The sequence below is a fragment of the Nocardia sp. NPDC059240 genome (assembly GCF_042753865.1).
Lineage (GTDB): Bacteria > Actinomycetota > Actinomycetes > Mycobacteriales > Mycobacteriaceae > Nocardia.
The window spans coordinates 815,410-833,193 of sequence record NZ_JBHZAC010000001.1; the positions used below are offsets into that span (position 1 = coordinate 815,410).

Consider the following 17,784-nt stretch of genomic DNA (forward strand, 5'->3'; position numbering starts at 1 on the left):
TCAACGAACCGGTCTGTGCGCCAGGATTCGGGCGAATCCTGACGTACTCAGAAGGGAAGTTGTTTTACTGCGCTACAACAGTTTTCATGCGAGCCAGTTGCCGTGCGTCTCGGGTTTGCACAGCTTCTCGAGCCGCAACTCCACCTCACCGGGTGAGAGATAGCAGCCGGTCTGCTCGAATCCGCCGATGGTGTGGGTGGCGTAGTCGCCGTAGCCGATGCGCAGGAAGTCGTCTCCGCTCAAGCCGTGCACCGCCCAGTCGAAGGCGACGCGTGCCCGCGCCACGACGGTGCGCAGCGCGCCGAGGTGGTAGCTGCGGGTCACGAATTGTGCGGGGACACCGCGCAATCCGATCTTCAGCGGCCGCGCGAGCGCGTCCTTGCCGCCGAGGTCGACCACGAGACCGAGGTCCGGGTGCCGGTAGGGTTTGACCTGCCCGCCGCGCAAGGTAGCGAGGATGTTCTTGGCCATGTGCTTGCCCTGGCGCATGGCGTGCTGTGCGGTGGGCGGGCACGTCTTGCCCACGCCCCCGGCCAGATCCGGGACGGCGGCCGCGTCGCCGAGCGCCCACACGCCCTGCAGCCCGGGCACGCTGAAATCGGCCTGGACGACAATGCGGCCGTGATCGGTGTCGGCACCGAGGTGCCCGGCCAGCGGGCTGGCCGCGACCCCGGCCGTCCACAGCACGGTCCGCGACGGAATGAACCGGCCGTTGGTGAGCGTGACGCCGCGCGCGGTGACCTCCTTCGCGGACGCGCCCGAAATGAGCTCGATGCCGCGTTCGGCCAGAACCTTTTTCGCGTCCGCGCCGAGGCGCTCACCGAGCTCGGGCATGATCTTGTCGCCGTGGGTGACCAGATGCCAGCGCACCATGGTCGATTCGGCCGCCGGGAAGTAGCGTTTCGCGGCGGCCTGGCAGACCTTGTTGAGCACCGCGGTGGTCTCCGTGCCCGCGTAGCCCGCGCCGATGGTGACGAAGTTCAACCGCTCCCGGTCGACATCCTCCTCGCCGGTGACCGCGGCCACGTCGAGCTGACGCAGCACATGGTCGCGCAGGTACATGGCCTCCGAGAGCGTCTTCATGCCGAAGCCGTGCTCGTGCAGGCCGGGCACGTCCTGGATGCGGGTGATGCTGCCGGGTGAGAGCACCAGCTGATCGAACTCGTAGGCGCATTCCTCACCGGAGTGCCGGCGCACGATGACCTGCCGGGTCGGTGCGTCGACGCCGACGGCCATGCCGGGGATGATCTCGGTACGCCGCAGCACCCGCCGCAGCGACACCGACACCGAGCGCGGATTGAGTGTGCCGGAAGCGACCTGCGGCAGCAGCGGCAGATACAGCAGCCCCGCGTCGGGCGTGATGAGCTGGATGTGCGCTTCGTCCGGTTTGACTCGGCGCTCCAGATAGCGGGCGCATTCCACGCCCGCGAAACCACCGCCGACAATTACGATTTTCGCTGGTGCCACCGGTTCACCGTAACAATCCGGCGATGGTTTCAGGTGAATCCCGCATGTCTTTTCGATTCGGCACGGTTCGTCCGGTCTCCCCGCAATTCAGGATTTCTCGGCGGTGAGGCCGCTCTTCGGGCGGGAGAGATACAGCTGCGCGTAGAGCCAGCCGTCGGATTCGAGGTCACCGGGATCGATTCCGCTGGCCGCCAAAGTGTCCAGGACGCGGGCCTGTTCGTCCGGGGAGGCGAAGCGGCGCTGCCGGTAGACGCCCGGCAGGAGTTCGGTTTCGTAACCGAGCGTGCCGAGGTGCGTGGCAATGGGCTCGAACGAGAACATGCGCAGCACGAAATGTGCCATCCAGGGCAGTTTTCCGCCGTGGGCGCGGGCGACGCGCAGCAGGGTGCGTTCGGAGATATAGCCCACGCAGCCGGTGGAGATGACCAGGTCGGCGGCGGCCAGGGTGGCGCGCTGGGCCTCGGTGGGGTCGGCGGCTTCCAGGTCGGCGTGCACGATGTCGTCGAGGAATCCGGCGGCGCGGGCGTAGTCGAGGGCCGGACGCGAGGCATCCATCCCGACGAATCGGACTCCGGGTAGCCGATCGTCGGAGGCGAGCAGTTCGCGGTCGCGGGTGAGGAGTTTCTCGGTGTCGCCACCGGCGCGGTAATGCTCGGCGAGGTCTGCCATGCTGGCGTCCAAACGCAGCAGGGCCGCGTTCACTCCGTAGGAGCAGCCGATGTCCAGGACCGTCGGCGCGGTGATTCCGGTCGCTTCCCGATATTCGGTGAGCAGCCGCTGGAAGTGCGGTTTCGCCAATTCCGGTATCTGATAATCCAATTCGGCCATGCGGGCGTAGTACTGGCGTGGATCGGGCCGATCGTAGATATCGTCGAAGGAGGCTTTTCCGGTGGAGCTGTGCAACGAAACCGGCACGCGCTGTTCCCTTCTCAGTCGAGCAGTCGATCGCCGCGGACCTCGCCGGCGGCCAGATGGTCGGGCAGTACCCGGCCGAAGAGTTGCCGGGTGCGTTCGGCGGTGCCGATCAATCCCGGTGTGTCGCTGTAGGCGAAGATCGCCGAATGCCGTGGCAGGGTCCCGCCGACCGGCGCGACCCGGTGCAGTGAGAATCTCCCCTGGAACAGCTGCAGATCGCCCGGCCGCAATTCCAGCCGCCGGATGAACTCCTCCCCTTCCCCGGTCAGTACCGCCCGCACGTCCGCCAGGTTCTCCGCGGTCCGCGACCGGATGTTCGGGCAATACTCGAACACCCCACCGGATTCCGGCTCCTGGGTGAGCATGCTGACGGTGAACTCGTTGGTGTCGAAATGCCACGGATGCGAGTTCCCCGGCGCCACCACATTGAGGCACAGCCCCGCCAGCGGATCGGTGTACTCGTGCAGTTCCGGTAGATCGAAGCACTCCGCCACGAACCGCTGAAACCTTGTGTCGGTGTACAACTGGTGAATCAGCGCCTCGCGCGGAATGAGATCCCTTGCGACGAACGCGTTTCCACGCCGCAGCACGATCCGTCCCGGATGGTCGGCGGGCAGGTCCGCATCCAACGGAATGTTGTAGGCGTTGACGTCCTGCACGGTGTAGTACGCCTGCGGAGCCAGGGCGACGCCTTCGATCCGCAAGGTGCCCAACAACTCCGGCCGGATGAAGCCCCGCAACACGCAGCACCCGTCGGCAGCCAGCTCCGCTCGTGCGCCCCGTACAGCGTCCATCCAGCGTTCACCACCGGGTTCATCCAGCGGATACCGCTCGACATCCACCCCGGGTACCGCCCCCGCGGCCACCTCACCGGTCTCCCCTGCGTCCGCCCAACCCCCAACCGCAACCATGCCGCATATTCTCGCCGCCCCGCCCCCGACACGCCCGGGATACGCCCCAATTGTGAACACTCACTTTTCCTGTGCCCCACAATCTTTGACATTTCACGCCGCGCCCGCCGACGCCGGCCCGAGGTCCGTATTTCACTTGCGCCACAACTCGATCCAGGGGCTTTGACTAGCCCTTTCGGGCGGGTACACCGGTAGTAGGAGGACCGGTGGCATGGGTACTCAGGGATCGTGGGAGACCATCAACCGGGCGCTGAATCGGGTGTCCGGGCCGGGGAAGCGCGGGGTCGAGTGGACCACGTATTTGTGCCCGGTGCACGAGGGTGATGGTCGGCGGCATCGGGCGTCGCTGGGGGTGGTCTACAACTCGGCACGGCAGCGAACCGTGCTGCGGTGTTTTGCCGGATGCTCCGATGAGGACGTGCTCGAGCGGCTCGGGTTGCGGGTGCGGGATCTGTTCGACGGGCCACCGCCGCAGCGGCGTCCGACCGGCCGGGTGGAAGGTGTGCCGGGTGTGGCGGATAGGGCGATTCTCGCAGCGGGGCTGCCACTTTCGGTGGTCAAACGGGATTACGGGCCACCGATCAGGAAGCCGCAGAATGTCGCTTCCTATCTGTATCGAGGGCCGGATGGACGCTCGGCAGGCTGCGTGGTACGGGTACGAACCCTGCACCGACAGGGACACGTCAAATCGTTCTATCAACTGCGCCGAACCGATACCGGTTGGGAGAACGGCGGATTCGCACATCTGCCGTTCCGGCTGCCCGATGTGATCGATGCGGTGCGCAACGGGCACGACATCTACGTGTGCGAAGGCGAGGCGGATGTCCTGACCGCGATACACGCCGGCGTAACCGCGACCTGCAATGCCGGTGGGGCGCAAGGCTGGCGAGCCGAGCACGCGCACTGGTTACGCGGAGCGCGCCGGGTATGGGTCGTCGCGGATCGAGACGCTCCCGGCTATCGGCACGCGGCGAAAGTCGCCGACTCACTCCAGAATTCAGTGGGTGAGCTGCGAGTCGTACAGGCACGCGACGGCAAGGACCTCACCGATCACTGCGACGCCGGCCACCAGATCTCGGAGCTCGATCCGGTACCGATACTCGACGCGTACTACCGGCACCGCTGACAGCCGGTCACCAAAACTCCTTTGCGACCGTCCAGTTGGTTGCGTAGCATGCCTTTCCGCCGATTATCCGGAAAGGGCTTATGTCATTCGAGATTCCGTCCGTCCTGGGCGCGAGCTGGAAAGTCGAATTCATCTACGACACACCACGACTGACCGACGATGATTTCGAACGGCTGATGACCGATTTCAAGACGGTCAACCAGTCGGGATTCAGTTATCAAGGATGGTCACAGCGGATTTCACTGGGACGCAGCATCTACGAGGACGAGACGGAGGATTGGAACGACGGCGATCCGAGCGCGCTGATCGCGCGGATGTTCCGGGAGCTCCCGGCGGTGGCGGTATGGCCGCTGCGGACGATTCGGGCGGAGTATTCGACCGCGGTGGAGAACACCCGGCTGGTCCCGCAGATGCGTTGGCTCAAAGCCATGTTCGACAGGGCCGACGACCCCGGCAGCTTCGAGGACGAGCTCGAGGTCGCGATCGAGCCGAGTCCGCAGTGGCTGGTCGAGATGGTCAGCCGGGTAGTCGATTTCGACGCCGAGCGGCTCGCATACTGGCGTGAGCGTCTGGAAGGCTGTGACCTCGTCCATGATCCGGTCGCCGGCACCGTGACCGTCACGCACGACACCGGCCACAGGACCGCCCGCGAGGCCATGTCGTCACTGCTGGAGGCGCTGGCGAAGACCGAGCTCGAACCCGAGCGGATCTCGGTGCGCCCCTTCGAGGGCTGACCCGCACGATCAGGACGGCGGCAGCGCACGCTGGTAGCGGTCGATCAGGGCGCGAAGGGCCGCAACCAGTTCCGGGGAGTCGACGAGCTCGAAGTCGGCGTCGAGCAGGCCCAGGTAGAGGGCGAGCATTTCGGGGTGATCGGAGCCGGGTTCGAAGGCGCAGCGGTCCGGGCCCAGTTCCTCGACGTCGATCGGGATCGGAATTCGTTGCCGCACATGATCGGCCGAGGCGTGCACGATGACCCGGGCACGGTAGCGCCAGGTGGCTTCCCCCACACCGCGTTCGACGCGGGCGGCGATGTCGGAGTCGGGTGGGAGCGGGCGGGGGGTGAAGCGTGGCCCGGCCGGGGTGCGCGGGTCCATGCGGTCCGCCCGGAAGGTGCGCCAGTCGGCGCGATCGAGGTCCCAGGCCAGCAGATACCAGCGCTGCCGGTGGCTGATCAGCCGGTACGGCTCGACCGAGCGGCGCGACGCGCTGCCGGAGTGGGTCCGGTAGTCGAAGCGCAGTCGTTCATGATCGCGGCAGGCCGCGGCAATGGCGGTCAGCGTGTCCGGGCTGACTCGCGGCCCGCGCATCGGTACCGGTACCGCGTGCTGGAACGCGCTGACCCGATGCCGCAGCCGCGACGGCAGGATCTGCTGCAGTTTGGTCAGCGCACGCAGTGATGTCTCCTCGATCCCGAGGATGGAACCGCCGGCGGCGCTGCGCAATCCGATCGCTACGGCCACGGCCTCGTCATCGTCGAGCAGTAGCGGCGGTAGCGCGCCGCCGACTCCGAGGCGGTAACCGCCGTCGACACCCGGGCGGGCTTCGACGGGATATCCGAGTTCCCGCAGCCGGTCCATGTCCTTGCGAATGGTGCGCCCGGTGACCTGCAGCCGGTCGGCGAGCTCGGCGCCGGTCCAGTCGCGCCGGGACTGCAGCAGCGACAGCAGTCGCAGCAGCCGGGCGGAGGTTTCCAACATTCGTCGATCGTATCCGCACATTGAGGAACGAACCGTTCCGCAATGGCTTCTACCGTGGGTACCGAGCGCAAGATGAAGAGCCTCGGAAGAGTTCTTCCTAGTGAACGGAACACCTTGATGAGCACCGAGATTCACCCCTTCACCCTCGATATCCCGCAGTCCGATCTCGACTACCTCGACGACCGTCTGACCCGCGCCCGCTGGGCCGCCCAGCTCCCGGGCACCGGCTGGGAGCGCGGTATCCCCGAACCCGCGCTGCGCGAGCTGGCCGACTACTGGCGCACCGAATTCGATTGGCGTGCACAGGAAGCCGAACTCAATGCCTTCCCCCAGTTCACCACCGAGATCGACGGCCAGCACATCCACTTCCTGCATGTCCGCTCCGAGCACCCGGATGCGCGGCCGCTGCTCATCACCCACGGCTTCCCCAGCTCGATCGCCGAATTCCTGACCCTGATCCCGCTGCTCACCGATCCCGCCGAGGGTCAGGCGTTCCATGTGATCGCCCCCTCGCTGCCCGGTTACACCCTGTCCACTCCGCTCGCGGGCGTCGGCTGGACCATGGCGCGGGCCGCCCGCGCCTGGATCGAGCTCATGGCCCGGCTGGGCTACGACCGCTACGGGGTACACGGTGGCGATGTCGGCGGCGGCGTCTCGGGCCTGGTCGCGACTCTCGACGCTGAGCATGTGACCGGCGTGCACGTGGTCACCGATCCGATGACGGCCGCCAATGTGGCCACCTTCCTGCCCGGTCTGGCCGATCGCCTCGACCCCAACGACCCGGTGGACAAGGTGATCCTCGACCGCATGGACGCGTTCCGCCGCGAGGGCTCGGGTTATCTGGCCATCCAGAACAGTCGCCCGCAGACCATCGGCTACGGCCTGGTGGATTCACCCCTGCTCCAGTTGGCTTGGATCGCCGAGAAATTCGAGTCCTGGACCGATCTGCCCATCGACCGCGACCAGCTGCTCACCACTGTCAGCCTGTACTGGTTCACCGGCTCGGGCGCCTCGGCCGCCCACACCCTCTACGAGCAGTCGCATTCCTCCGAGTGGGGCGCGCCGCCGGCGGTACCGCAGGGCTTCGCCGTCTTCGGTGCGGACGAGACCGTCCGCCGCGTGGTCCCGGCCCCGGCCGATGCCCACTGGACGGAATTCGAACGCGGCCTCCACTTCCCGGCCATGGAAGATCCCGCCAACCTCGCCGGCGACCTGCGAACCTTCTTCGGTCCGCTGCACTGATCACCGAAAATCAGAACCGGCCCGGCGTTCTCGCCGGGCCGGTCCTATGCGGTGCGCGAATCCAGCGCCGCCAGTAGCTTTTTCGTCGCCACCTCCCGGTAGGCGTCCTCGACGATCTCGCCGATCTCGTCCCAGTCCACGGCCACATCCAGGTACACCCCGAGCCAGCCGCGATGCCCCACATACGGCGGCCGGAAGAACCGCTGCGGCTCGGTCTCGACCAGTTCCTGTTGCACTCCGGCCGGTGCGGCGCACCAGAATCCGCGCCGCTCGTCGTGGTGATGGTCGGCGAACATGACGAACATCTTCTTGCCGCCCGCGAACCAGGCGGGTTCGCCGTGGCTGACCTTCTCGGTCACCTCGGGCAGCCCGGTGCACACGCGGCGTAGTCGCTCCAGCTCACTGTCCATACCCGCAAGCTAGGCCACGATCACGGCCCGGCCTTGGACGAATGGGAACCGTGGTTCAGGGGGTGGCGTGCACCCGTACCAGGTCTTCCAGATCATCGAGGGTCAGGCCCACCAGGCTCTCGCGGAAGGTGCGACCCGGCGCATCCGGTACTGGAACCTCGCACGGCACTACGAGCAGCGCACACCCGGCTGCCTGCGCGGCGGTCGCACCCGTCGGCGAATCCTCGATGGCCACAGCAGTTTCCGGGTCGACGCCGAGTAGTTCGGCCGCCCGCAGGTACAGGTCCGGCGCGGGCTTGCCGTGCGGCACCTCGTCGGCGCATACGGTGGCCCGGAAGAATTCGCGGCCGAGGGTGTTCAGCCCCAACTCTGCGAGGGACCTCTTGGTATTGGTGACGAGCGCCATCGGAATTCCGGCGGCCCGCACCAACTCCAAGGCCTCACGGGCGCCCGGTCGCCACGGCACCGGGCCGGCGAACAGCTCGGTCACCCGCTGTTCCATCCAGTCCGAGCCCTGCGCGACCGTCTCGGGCGTGTGCTCGATACCCAACCCCTCGAACAGGATTCGGAACGCGTTGGGTCCGGATGCCCCGATGAGCGCGTGCCGGACCTCTTCGGTCAGCTCGCGCCCGTACTCCGCCGCCAGTTCGCGCAATGCCAGGTCCCAGAGCTTCTCCGAGTCCAGCAGCGTTCCGTCCATGTCCCACAACACCGCGTCCAAACGCGCCACCGACTCGTACTCCTTCCAGAAAACCGAAAACCGGCCCCACCTCGGGTGGAGCCGGTTCAGCCTATCGGGGGCACGCGGGTCGGGCTGCTAGAGGCCCGATGCCGCGATCAGCAGGTGCCCGGTGGAGGAGTCCACTTGGATCCACCGGTTCTCGGTGCTGACCTGCCCGTTCTTCAACACGTAGGTGAGTGCCACCACGGCCCGGTTGTCGCCGTTGGGCGTGACCGCACCCACACTCACCGAGGTGACACCGGCCCAGAACGCGGCATAACTGTTATAGCCACCGGTCGAGGACTGGTAGCCGGGCGAGAGCATCGACCAGGCGCCGCTCACGTTGCCCGGCAGCATGCCGTAGTAGCCCTGCACGAACGAGGCCACCGACGCACCCGGCTGCGGACCGAAGGCCGTGGTCGACGGCGGCGGAGTCGTCGGCTTGGCCGAGGAACTCGGTGCCGGGGTGGACGACGGCGGAGTGCTCGGGGCCGGGGTGGTGGTCGGCACGTGGGTCGCCCCGCCCGCCTGGCCTTCCCGCGTGGGCTGCTGATTGCCGCCGTCCGCGGGCCCGATGTTCTCCGGCCCGCTGGTCACCGGCGCGGAGCCCGTCGCCGTCAGCGTGGTGGTGCCACCGGCTTGGGTCGTGCCGCCGCCGTTGTGGTTGACCGCGATCGCGATCACCGCGGCCAGCACCAGCGCCCCGACCACACCGGCCGCCACCAGCACCAGCTGACGCGGAATACGTTGCCCGCCCGCGGATTTCCCGCCACCCGATCCGTTCGGCGGCAGCCCGGGCGGCACCGTACCGCGTGCCCCTTGACTCATGTCGACGTGCACGGTGGCGTCGGCGGCATTGCTCGGCGCGCCCGTGCGGGAGGTGGACAGCACCGTGGTCGCGTCCGAACTGCCCATGGCCGCAACGCTTGTCGCCGCGGGCAGCACCTTGGTCGGCTGGATCGGCACGGCCGGGGCCCGGCCCTCCGCGACCGCGTGCAATCGTTCGGCGGCCTGTTCCATGGTCGGGCGATCGCCCGCCTCGGCGGCCAATAGATCCATCAGCACCGGTGCCAACGCGGCCGCGTGAGTGGGCTGCGGCACCAGCGCGCGGGCCACCGAGTGCAGTACGGCCAGGGGGTTGTCGCCCTCCCCGAACGGCGGTTTGCCCTCGACCGCCGCGTAGAGCGTCGAACCCAAAGCGAAGACGTCCGAAGGGGATTCGGGATTCTCGCCGCGCGCCACCTCGGGCGAGAGGTAGGCGGGCGTGCCCGCCAGGAATCCCGTCGAGGTGACGGTGACGTCGCCGGTGGCACGCGAGATGCCGAAGTCGGTGATCTTCACCGTCCCGTCGTCGGCCACCAGAATGTTGGCGGGCTTCACATCCCGGTGCACGATCCCGGCCTTGTGCGCAGCGGCCAGCGCCTCGGCCACCTTGGCCCCGATGCGGGCCACCTCGGTCGGCGCGAGCTGCCCCTTCTCCCGCATCAACGCCGCGAGACTGGGTGCGTCCACGTATTCCATGACCAGCCAGGGCTGGCCGTCCTCGTCCGCCACATCGAACACGGTGACGGCGTTGGGGTGATGCAGGCGGGCCGCGATGCGCCCCTCACGCATCGCCCGCATCCGAGCCTCCACGGTCTGCGACCGGGTCAGTCCCGGTGCCAGCAGCAATTGTTTGACCGCGACGGTGCGTCGCAGCCGGACATCGGTCGCGCGCCACACGACCCCCATCGCACCGGTGCCGATCGGATCCGTTAGTCGGTACCGCCCCGCAATCAGCCGGTCTGAGCTCATGTGGTCGTGCCCCTCCTGCAAGGCTTCGCGCCGAGCACCCTGCAACTCTGCGCGAAGCCCGGAAACCTGGTGAAAATATTAAGCGTTGAAGTACTTGGCTTCCGGGTGCAGCAGCACGAACGCATCCGTCGACTGCTCCGGATGCAGTTGCAACTCCTCAGACAGCATCACGCCGATCCGTCCGGCGTCCAGCAGGTCAACGAGTTTGGCCCGGTCCTCCAAGTTCGGGCAGGCCCCATAGCCGAATGAATACCGTGCGCCACGGTATCCGAGTTTGAAGTAATCCAGCACATCGGCGGGATCCTCATCAGCGACCGAATGCCCTTCCAGTGTGAGCTCTTCGCGCACCCGGCGATGCCAAAACTCGGCCAGCGCTTCGGTGAGTTGCACGCCGATGCCGTGCACCTCGAGGTAGTCGCGGTAGTTGTTCTCCGCGAACAGCACATTCGCGAAATCCGCGATGGGCTGACCCATGGTGACCAGCTGGAACGGCATCACATCAACCTGACCGGTCGCCACGGCCTGCTCCCGCGAGCGAATGAAATCCGCGATGCAGAGGAACCGGTCGCGTTGCTGACGCGGGAATGTGAAGCGGAAGCGTTCCGGCGCATCGGGTTTGGGCTCGGTGAGAACAATCACATCGTCGCCCTCGGAGACCGCCGGGAAATAGCCGTATACCACCGCGGCATGCTGCAGTACACCCTCGGCGATCAACCGGTCCAGCCAATACCGCAGGCGCGGACGACCTTCGGTCTCCACCAGCTCCTCATACGAGGCGCCCTCGCCACCGCGCTGGCCACGCAGCCCCCATTGCCCCAGGAACAGCGCCCGCTCGTCGAGCAGCCCCGAGTACTCGCTCACCGCCAGGCCCTTGATGATTCGCGTGCCCCAGAACGGCGGTGTCGGCACCGGCAGATCCGCGGCCACATCCGAGCGCGCGGGCACCTCGACCGGCGCCTCCTTGGCCTTGCGCTCCGCGGCGATCCGCTTGGACCGCTCGTGGCGCGCCTTGCGCTCGGCGAGCTTCGCCGCCTCGGCGATGGCCTCGGGCGAGTTCGGGTCGAGACCGCCGCCGCGCTTGCGGGTCATGATCTCGTCCATCAGGTTCAAGCCTTCGAAAGCGTCACGCGCGTAATGCACGTCACCCTCGTACACCTCGGTGAGGTCGTTCTCGACGTACCCGCGGGTCAGCGCCGCACCACCCAGCAGCACCGGGAACTGCGCGGCGACGCCGCGGGTGTTCATCTCCTCGAGGTTCTCCTTCATGATGACCGTGGACTTCACCAGCAGCCCGGACATGCCGATGACATCGGCCTTCTTGTCCACCGCGGCGTCCAGGATCGCCGAAATCGGTTGCTTGATACCGAGATTAACGACCTCGTAGCCATTGTTGGAGAGGATGATGTCGACCAGGTTCTTGCCGATATCGTGCACGTCGCCCTTGACGGTGGCCAGCACGATGCGACCCTTGCCGGAGTCGTCGGTGGCCTCCATGTGCGGTTCCAGGTGCGCCACAGCGGTTTTCATCACCTCGGCCGACTGCAGCACGAACGGCAGCTGCATCTGCCCGGACCCGAACAGCTCGCCGACGGTCTTCATGCCCGACAGCAGGGTCTCGTTGATGATCTGCAGCGGCGGAACCTCTTTCATGGCCTCGTCGAGGTCGGCCTCGAGGCCGTTGCGCTCGCCGTCCACGATGCGCCGCGCCAGCCGCTCGAACAGCGGCAGCGCCGCGAGTTCCTCGGCGCGCGAAGCCTTGGACGAGGCCGTCGACACGCCCTCGAACAGGGCCATCAGCTTCTGCAGCGGGTCGTAATCCTCGGTACGCCGGTCGTAGACGAGATCCAGCGCGGTCTGGCGCTGCTCCTCGGGAATCCGCGCCATGGGCAGGATCTTCGACGCGTGCACGATGGCCGAATCCAAACCGGCCTGGACACATTCGTGCATGAACACCGAGTTGAGAACCTGCCGCGCGGCCGGGTTCAAACCGAAGGAGATGTTCGAAAGACCCAGTGTGGTCTGCACATTCGGGTGCTTCTGCTTGAGTAGCCGGATGGCCTCGATGGTTTCGACGCCGTCTTTGCGCGACTCCTCCTGGCCGGTGCCCAGGGTGAAGGTCAGCGTGTCGATGATGATGTCGGACTCTTCGAGCCCCCAGTTGCCGGTGATATCCGCAATCAGCCGCTCGGCGATGGCGACCTTGTGCTCGGCCGTGCGCGCCTGGCCCTCTTCGTCGATCGTCAAAGCCACCACGGCCGCACCGTGTTCGGAGACGAGTTCCATGGTCTGGTGGAATCGCGATTCCGGCCCGTCGCCGTCCTCGTAGTTCACCGAGTTGATGGCGCAACGGCCACCCAGATGCTCCAAACCGGCCTTCAGCACCGGAGTTTCGGTGGAGTCCAGCATGATCGGCAGGGTGGACGCGGTGGCCAGCCGCGAAGCCAGCTCGGCCATGTCCTGGGCCCCGTCGCGACCCACGTAGTCCACGCACAGGTCGAGCATGTGCGCGCCGTCGCGGATCTGATCCTTGGCGATGTCGAGGCACTTCTGCCAGTCGGCGGCCAGCATGGCCTCACGGAAAGCCTTGGAGCCGTTGGCATTCGTGCGCTCACCGATCATCATGATCGAGGAGTCCTGTTCGAACGGCACCGAGCTGTAGATCGAGGAGACGCTCGGCTCGTGCACCGGGTTGCGCTTGGCCTGCTCGGTCTCGCGCACCGCCTCGGCCACCTGCCGGATGTGCTCGGGCGTGGTGCCACAGCAACCGCCGACGAGCGACAGTCCGAACTCGGACACGAACTGCGAGAGCGCGATCGCCAATTCCTCAGGCGTGAGCGGGTATTCCGCCCCCTTGGCCCCGAGGATCGGCAGCCCGGCGTTCGGCATCACCGACACCGGCAACTGCGCGTGCTTGGACAGATGCCGCAGATGCTCGCTCATCTCGTCCGGGCCGGTGGCGCAGTTCAACCCGATCATGTCGATGCCGAGCTTCTCGAGCGCGGTCAGCGCCGCGCCGATCTCGGAACCGACCAGCATGGTGCCGGTGGTCTCCATCGTCACGTGCGTGATGATCGGAATCCGGCGGCCGGCGATCTCCATGGCCCGGTGACTGCCGGTGATCGCGGACTTGACCTGCAGCAGGTCCTGGCAGGTCTCGATGAGGATCGCGTCCGCGCCCCCGTCGAGCATGCCGAGCGCGGCCTCGGCGTAGGCGTCGCGCAGGGAGTCATAAGGAGCGTGCCCGAGAGTCGGCAGCTTGGTGCCCGGACCCATGGACCCCAGCACATACCGCGGAGTCCCGTCCGCGGACTTGCCCATTTCATCCGCTACCTCGCGGGCGAGCCGGGTGCCGCGATACGACAGGTCCCGGATCCGATCCGCGATGTCGTAGTCGGCGAGGTTGGGCAGGTTGCACCCGAAGGTATTGGTCTCGACAGCGTCGGCCCCGGCCTCGAAATACGCCCGGTGAATGTGCTTCAGCACGTCAGGCCGGGTTTCGTTCAGGATCTCGTTGCAACCCTCGAGGCCACGGAAGTCATCCAGCGTGAGATCCGCGGCCTGCAGCATCGTGCCCATAGCACCGTCCCCGATCACGACACGCCGCCTGAGCGTGTCCAAAAGGGTGGTGTCGAATTCGGCGCGGCTGCGTACAGACATGTACCCAAGAGTAGTGGGAGGCCCAGACAAACATGGCCCCGGTATCGTGCGGTTCTTCCGACTCATACCTTCGGGACATCGGAAGCCGCGGACCCGCCCGGCGCGACGCGGGGGGCAAATCGGATCCAGTGCGTCGCATGCACACTGTGTCTTGACACACCGTAGGCTGACCGGGTGAACGCCAGTGAATCCCCGGTGCCACCCGAATCGGACCTGCCTACGCTGCGGGATCCGGTGCTCGTGGCCGCCTTCGAAGGCTGGAACGATGCCGCCGACGCCGCCAGTGGCGCGGTCGAGCATCTGGAACTGATCTGGGACGCGCAGCCACTGGCCGAGCTCGACTCCGAGGACTACTACGACTATCAGGTCAACCGGCCTACGGTTCGGCAGGTTGACGGGGTGACCCGCGAGATCCAGTGGCCCTCGGCCATGTTGTCGGTGTGCTCGCCCCCGGGCAGTGATCGCGATGTCGTGCTGTTGCGTGGTGTCGAGCCGAATATGCGGTGGCGCAGCTTCTGCAACGACATTCTCGAATTCGTCGAGCAGTTGGGCGTGTCCACGGTGGTGATCCTCGGCGCTTTACTGGCCGATACCCCGCACACTCGCCCGGTTCCGGTCACCGGCACCGCGTACAGCAAGGAAGCCGCAGAGCGCTTCAACCTCGAGCAGACCCGCTACGAGGGACCGACCGGTATTACCGGAGTGCTGCAGGACGCGTGCGTGCGCGCGGGCGTCCCGGCCATTTCCTTCTGGGCGGCCGTGCCGCACTACGTATCTCAGCCGCCGAACCCGAAGGCGATCATCGCGCTGCTGCACCGGGTCGAGGATGTGCTGGATGTCGAGGTGCCGCTGGGCGGTCTGCCGGAGCAGGCCGAGGAGTGGGAGGGCGCGGTCAACGAGATGACCGCCGGCGATGAGGAAATCGCCGAGTACGTGCGCTCGCTCGAGGAGCGCGGGGACGCCGAGGTGGATATCAACGACGCCATGGCCAAGATCGACGGTGACGCCATCGCGGCAGAGTTCGAGAAGTACCTGCGCCGACGCGGGCGCGGCGGATTCGGCCTCTGAACCTGCTGCCCGTTTCGGGGTGAATGTCCCGAACTAGCCCGAAAACCATTGCCGCACCTGCGTTCTCGACGCAGGTGCGGCTTTGTACGGGGAGCTAGCGCTCGACGGTCCAGACTTGCGCGGACGCCTCGTGCGCCAGCTTCGCGATCAGAATGTCGCGCGGAATCGTCTGGCCCGCAAGGTGATCGAGCGACGGCACCACAACGTGGTGGGCATCGGCACGCTTGAGTTCGGCGGTCAACTCCGCGAATGCGGTGCCGTCGCCGGGGGTCGATTCATGGAACGTTGCGGCGAAGCAGAGGCCCGCGGATTGAGCGAGACCGCACATGGCGTCCTCCAACTCATCACTGCGGCCGTCTGTCAGATCGTCACGCACGTACCCATAGATCAACGCTTCCACCCGAACCTCCGTTGGATTGGGGATCGCTGTCTGAAGTGTGCCCTGCCAACAAGCCTGACGTAATCACGAATGCAATTGCAGATGTCAACCCACTGACATCCAGATGCCCTATCCGGGTCCATCCGGCGGTAACTGGTGAGATACTACAGAGCGTGTCCGCCGGTGACGATCGACCTGTCTGGGCTGTCCGAATGCGTGCCGAACGTGATGCTCGGGGGTGGTCACAAGCGGATGCGGTACGGGCCGTGCGGGCCAAGTCCAGTCACAATCTGCCAACCGACAGCACACTTCTGCGTAACTGGCGGCGCTGGGAGTCCGGGGAATCCCGGCCCGACGATTTCTACGCACCCATCATCGCCGCCGCTTTCGACACGGTCACGGCGGCATTCTTCCCCAAGGCCCGGCCCAATCGGGACGACGAGATGCTCTCGGCGACCGGGATGGACACGCTGGAATTCATTGGGCGACTGCGCATGTCCGATGTGTCCGCCTCCACGCTGGATGCCATCCGGATCACCGCCGATCGGCTGTGTTCGGAGTATCCGTGTGCGGATCCGCACGAATTGCATGCCGAGGGCACGGGCTGGCTGCGCCGCATCACCTCCCTGCTGGACGGCCGACTGACTCTCTCCCAGCACCGGGAAGTGCTGGTATTGGCCGGATGGGTTGCCCTACTGGTCGGTTGCGTTGATTACGACCTGGGCTGGCGCACCGCCGCCGAGGCCACCCGCCGCGCCGCCCTCTCCCTGGGCCAGGAGGCCGAGCATGCCGAAATCATCGGCTGGGGAGCCGAAATGGCCGCTTGGTTCGCATTGACGCAGGCCAACTACCGCGGGGCCATCGACACCGCCGAGGCCGCGCACGCCACCACCGGACATCTCGGCGTCGGCGTCCAGCTGGCCGCCCAGCGCGCCAAGGCATGGGCGCGCCTGGGCGACCGCAGCGAAGTGGAAAAGGCGCTGTCACAGGGTCGTTCGATCTTGGATTCGCTGGAACACCCGTCGAATCTGGACAATCATTTCGTGGTGGATCCGCAGAAGTTCGACTTCTACGCCATGGACTGCTGCCGGGTAGCCGGTGACGACCGGCTCGCGGAAAGCTATGCCCGCCAGGTCATCCAAACCGCGACACGCCCAGACGGAAGTATCAGGAAACCCATGCGCGTGTCCGAGGCTCATCTCACCCTCGCGGTGGTCGCGGTGCGCGATCGCAATCTTGAGCTTGCATTGGACGAGGGCCTGCAAGCCTTCGCGGGCAAGCGCCGCTCACTGCCGTCGCTCATGTGGATCGCGGGTGAGACCGCCCGTGAGATGATCGAACGCTTTCCCGGGGATCCGCGCACCCGAACGTATTTGGAGCAGTTGCGCGCCCTCGCGGCGGGCTGAGCACTCGATCGCGTTTCACACTCCGAGCGCATTGCGCACGGAATCGATGGCGGCGTGGGCGATTCCGGGCACGGCCAGATTGCCGCTACGCCGCCACCACAGCGACAGGAACATGCCGACCGGGATCTGGAAGGCGAGCACGCCCGCGACCACGCCGCCGGTGATCGGCGCTCCCGCGACGGGCAGATGCCACAGGCCCCACAGCGCCGAGACGAATGCCGCGGACCACAGACCGCCGGGCTCGCCGTGACGATGCAGATAGGAGTCGAGCGCGCCGCGGAAGAAGACTTCCTCCAGTACGAACACCAACGGCAGGTACATCAGCAGCGATTCCAGCCCGAGGCCGAGGCTCGCCCACGGCACCGGACGCGGCGCACCCTGCCCGCTGACCAGGAATCCGGCGACGACCGTGCTCATTCCGATCAGTCCGGCCGTCCCCAGGCACGCGGCGAGCCTGCGCGATCCGGCACGGCCGAGGCCGCGCAACGCCCACGCCACCGGGAAGACGCCAGCGACGCTCGCCGCCGAATACACCACCTCCGACCAGTGCCCGGTGCCGCGCCGACCGGCGATTACCTCGAGCAGACCGTGGACGGGGACGATGGCCAGGGCGAGGGCCATGACCCACACCCAGCGATCCACCGGCGGGGGTGCGCCGCGCACCCACAGTTCCCGGATCGGCCGCCGATGCAGCGCCAGCGGGAACAGCAGCGTGAACGGAATCCCCAGCAGCAGATAGGTATTCGCGTCGAGCCGCAGCGCGAAGCCGAGCGCGGCATAGGCCCCGACCACCAGGCACGCGATGAGAGCGCGCAACGCCCGTTCCCGGCGTCCGGACCCCGGCGAGGGCGTGAGTGTGGTCGGCCGCCGCTCACCGCGCCCTCCGAGCCGCACCACGATTTTGCGGAACGAACCCGGTTTCGCCATGATGCCGCCCGGACGACCGGTCTCACGCGTGGTGAAGCTCTCCGCCCGCGTCATGCCCGCC

Annotated in this window: 15 protein-coding genes; 5 read left to right on the top strand and 10 right to left on the bottom strand. The window is 66.8% G+C overall.

The window, feature by feature from the left end; translation table 11 throughout:
• Positions 1-84: 84 nt before the first annotated feature.
• From ACFXHA_RS03910 to ACFXHA_RS03920, 3 genes are all read right to left on the bottom strand, one after another.
• Positions 85-1,467, bottom strand: a complete 1,383-nt coding sequence (locus tag ACFXHA_RS03910) for an NAD(P)/FAD-dependent oxidoreductase (protein ID WP_379352640.1) — start codon at positions 1,465-1,467, stop codon at positions 85-87.
• Between the two features lie 87 nt (positions 1,468-1,554).
• Positions 1,555-2,382, bottom strand: a complete 828-nt coding sequence (locus ACFXHA_RS03915) for a class I SAM-dependent methyltransferase (protein WP_379352642.1) — start codon at positions 2,380-2,382, stop codon at positions 1,555-1,557.
• 14 nt (positions 2,383-2,396) lie between these two features.
• On the bottom strand, positions 2,397-3,293 hold the full coding sequence (locus tag ACFXHA_RS03920; RefSeq protein ID WP_379352644.1) for an arpA protein: 897 nt from the start codon (positions 3,291-3,293) through the stop codon (positions 2,397-2,399).
• Positions 3,294-3,504: 211 nt separating this feature from the next.
• Between ACFXHA_RS03920 and ACFXHA_RS03925 the strand changes: the two genes are divergently transcribed.
• Positions 3,505-4,419: a toprim domain-containing protein gene (locus ACFXHA_RS03925; RefSeq protein ID WP_379352646.1), complete on the top strand. Its 915-nt coding sequence runs from the start codon at positions 3,505-3,507 to the stop codon at positions 4,417-4,419.
• 80 nt (positions 4,420-4,499) lie between these two features.
• Positions 4,500-5,153 carry a hypothetical protein gene (locus ACFXHA_RS03930; protein ID WP_379352648.1) on the top strand — a complete coding sequence of 218 codons (654 nt, stop codon included), beginning with the start codon at positions 4,500-4,502 and terminating at the stop codon, positions 5,151-5,153.
• Between the two features lie 9 nt (positions 5,154-5,162).
• Here the strand turns inward: ACFXHA_RS03930 and ACFXHA_RS03935 are convergent, their stop codons facing one another.
• Positions 5,163-6,119 (bottom strand): helix-turn-helix transcriptional regulator, encoded by a 957-nt coding sequence (locus ACFXHA_RS03935; RefSeq protein WP_379352650.1) that lies wholly within the window; start codon positions 6,117-6,119, stop codon positions 5,163-5,165.
• A 117-nt stretch (positions 6,120-6,236) separates the two neighbouring features.
• On the opposite strand from ACFXHA_RS03935, the gene ACFXHA_RS03940 reads away from it, so the two are divergent.
• Positions 6,237-7,361, top strand: coding sequence for an epoxide hydrolase family protein (locus ACFXHA_RS03940; RefSeq protein ID WP_379352652.1), 1,125 nt, complete (start codon positions 6,237-6,239; stop codon positions 7,359-7,361).
• Between the two features lie 44 nt (positions 7,362-7,405).
• On the opposite strand, the gene ACFXHA_RS03945 is transcribed toward ACFXHA_RS03940, so the two are convergent.
• The 4 genes from ACFXHA_RS03945 to metH form a co-directional block, all read right to left on the bottom strand.
• The gene (locus tag ACFXHA_RS03945; RefSeq protein WP_379352654.1) at positions 7,406-7,771 is read right to left on the bottom strand and encodes an MmcQ/YjbR family DNA-binding protein; all 366 of its coding nucleotides are present in this window, start codon (positions 7,769-7,771) and stop codon (positions 7,406-7,408) included.
• 55 nt (positions 7,772-7,826) lie between these two features.
• Positions 7,827-8,501 (bottom strand): HAD family hydrolase, encoded by a 675-nt coding sequence (locus ACFXHA_RS03950; protein ID WP_379352656.1) that lies wholly within the window; start codon positions 8,499-8,501, stop codon positions 7,827-7,829.
• An 87-nt stretch (positions 8,502-8,588) separates the two neighbouring features.
• Positions 8,589-10,286: a serine/threonine-protein kinase gene (locus tag ACFXHA_RS03955; RefSeq protein ID WP_379352657.1), complete on the bottom strand. Its 1,698-nt coding sequence runs from the start codon at positions 10,284-10,286 to the stop codon at positions 8,589-8,591.
• 78 nt (positions 10,287-10,364) lie between these two features.
• Positions 10,365-13,943 carry a methionine synthase gene (gene metH, locus ACFXHA_RS03960; RefSeq protein WP_379352659.1) on the bottom strand — a complete coding sequence of 1,193 codons (3,579 nt, stop codon included), beginning with the start codon at positions 13,941-13,943 and terminating at the stop codon, positions 10,365-10,367.
• A 174-nt stretch (positions 13,944-14,117) separates the two neighbouring features.
• On the opposite strand from metH, the gene ACFXHA_RS03965 reads away from it, so the two are divergent.
• The gene (locus ACFXHA_RS03965) at positions 14,118-15,011 is read left to right on the top strand and encodes a PAC2 family protein (protein WP_326310618.1); all 894 of its coding nucleotides are present in this window, start codon (positions 14,118-14,120) and stop codon (positions 15,009-15,011) included.
• Between the two features lie 94 nt (positions 15,012-15,105).
• On the opposite strand, the gene ACFXHA_RS03970 is transcribed toward ACFXHA_RS03965, so the two are convergent.
• Complete coding sequence (locus ACFXHA_RS03970; protein ID WP_379352661.1) at positions 15,106-15,411, bottom strand: hypothetical protein; 306 nt, start codon at positions 15,409-15,411, stop codon at positions 15,106-15,108.
• A gap of 191 nt (positions 15,412-15,602) precedes the next feature.
• Between ACFXHA_RS03970 and ACFXHA_RS03975 the strand changes: the two genes are divergently transcribed.
• Complete coding sequence (locus ACFXHA_RS03975) at positions 15,603-16,796, top strand: XRE family transcriptional regulator (protein ID WP_379352663.1); 1,194 nt, start codon at positions 15,603-15,605, stop codon at positions 16,794-16,796.
• Positions 16,797-16,811: 15 nt separating this feature from the next.
• Here ACFXHA_RS03975 and ACFXHA_RS03980 read toward each other — a convergent pair whose 3' ends face one another.
• Positions 16,812-17,777: a CPBP family intramembrane glutamic endopeptidase gene (locus ACFXHA_RS03980; RefSeq protein WP_379352665.1), complete on the bottom strand. Its 966-nt coding sequence runs from the start codon at positions 17,775-17,777 to the stop codon at positions 16,812-16,814.
• Positions 17,778-17,784 lie beyond the last annotated feature (7 nt).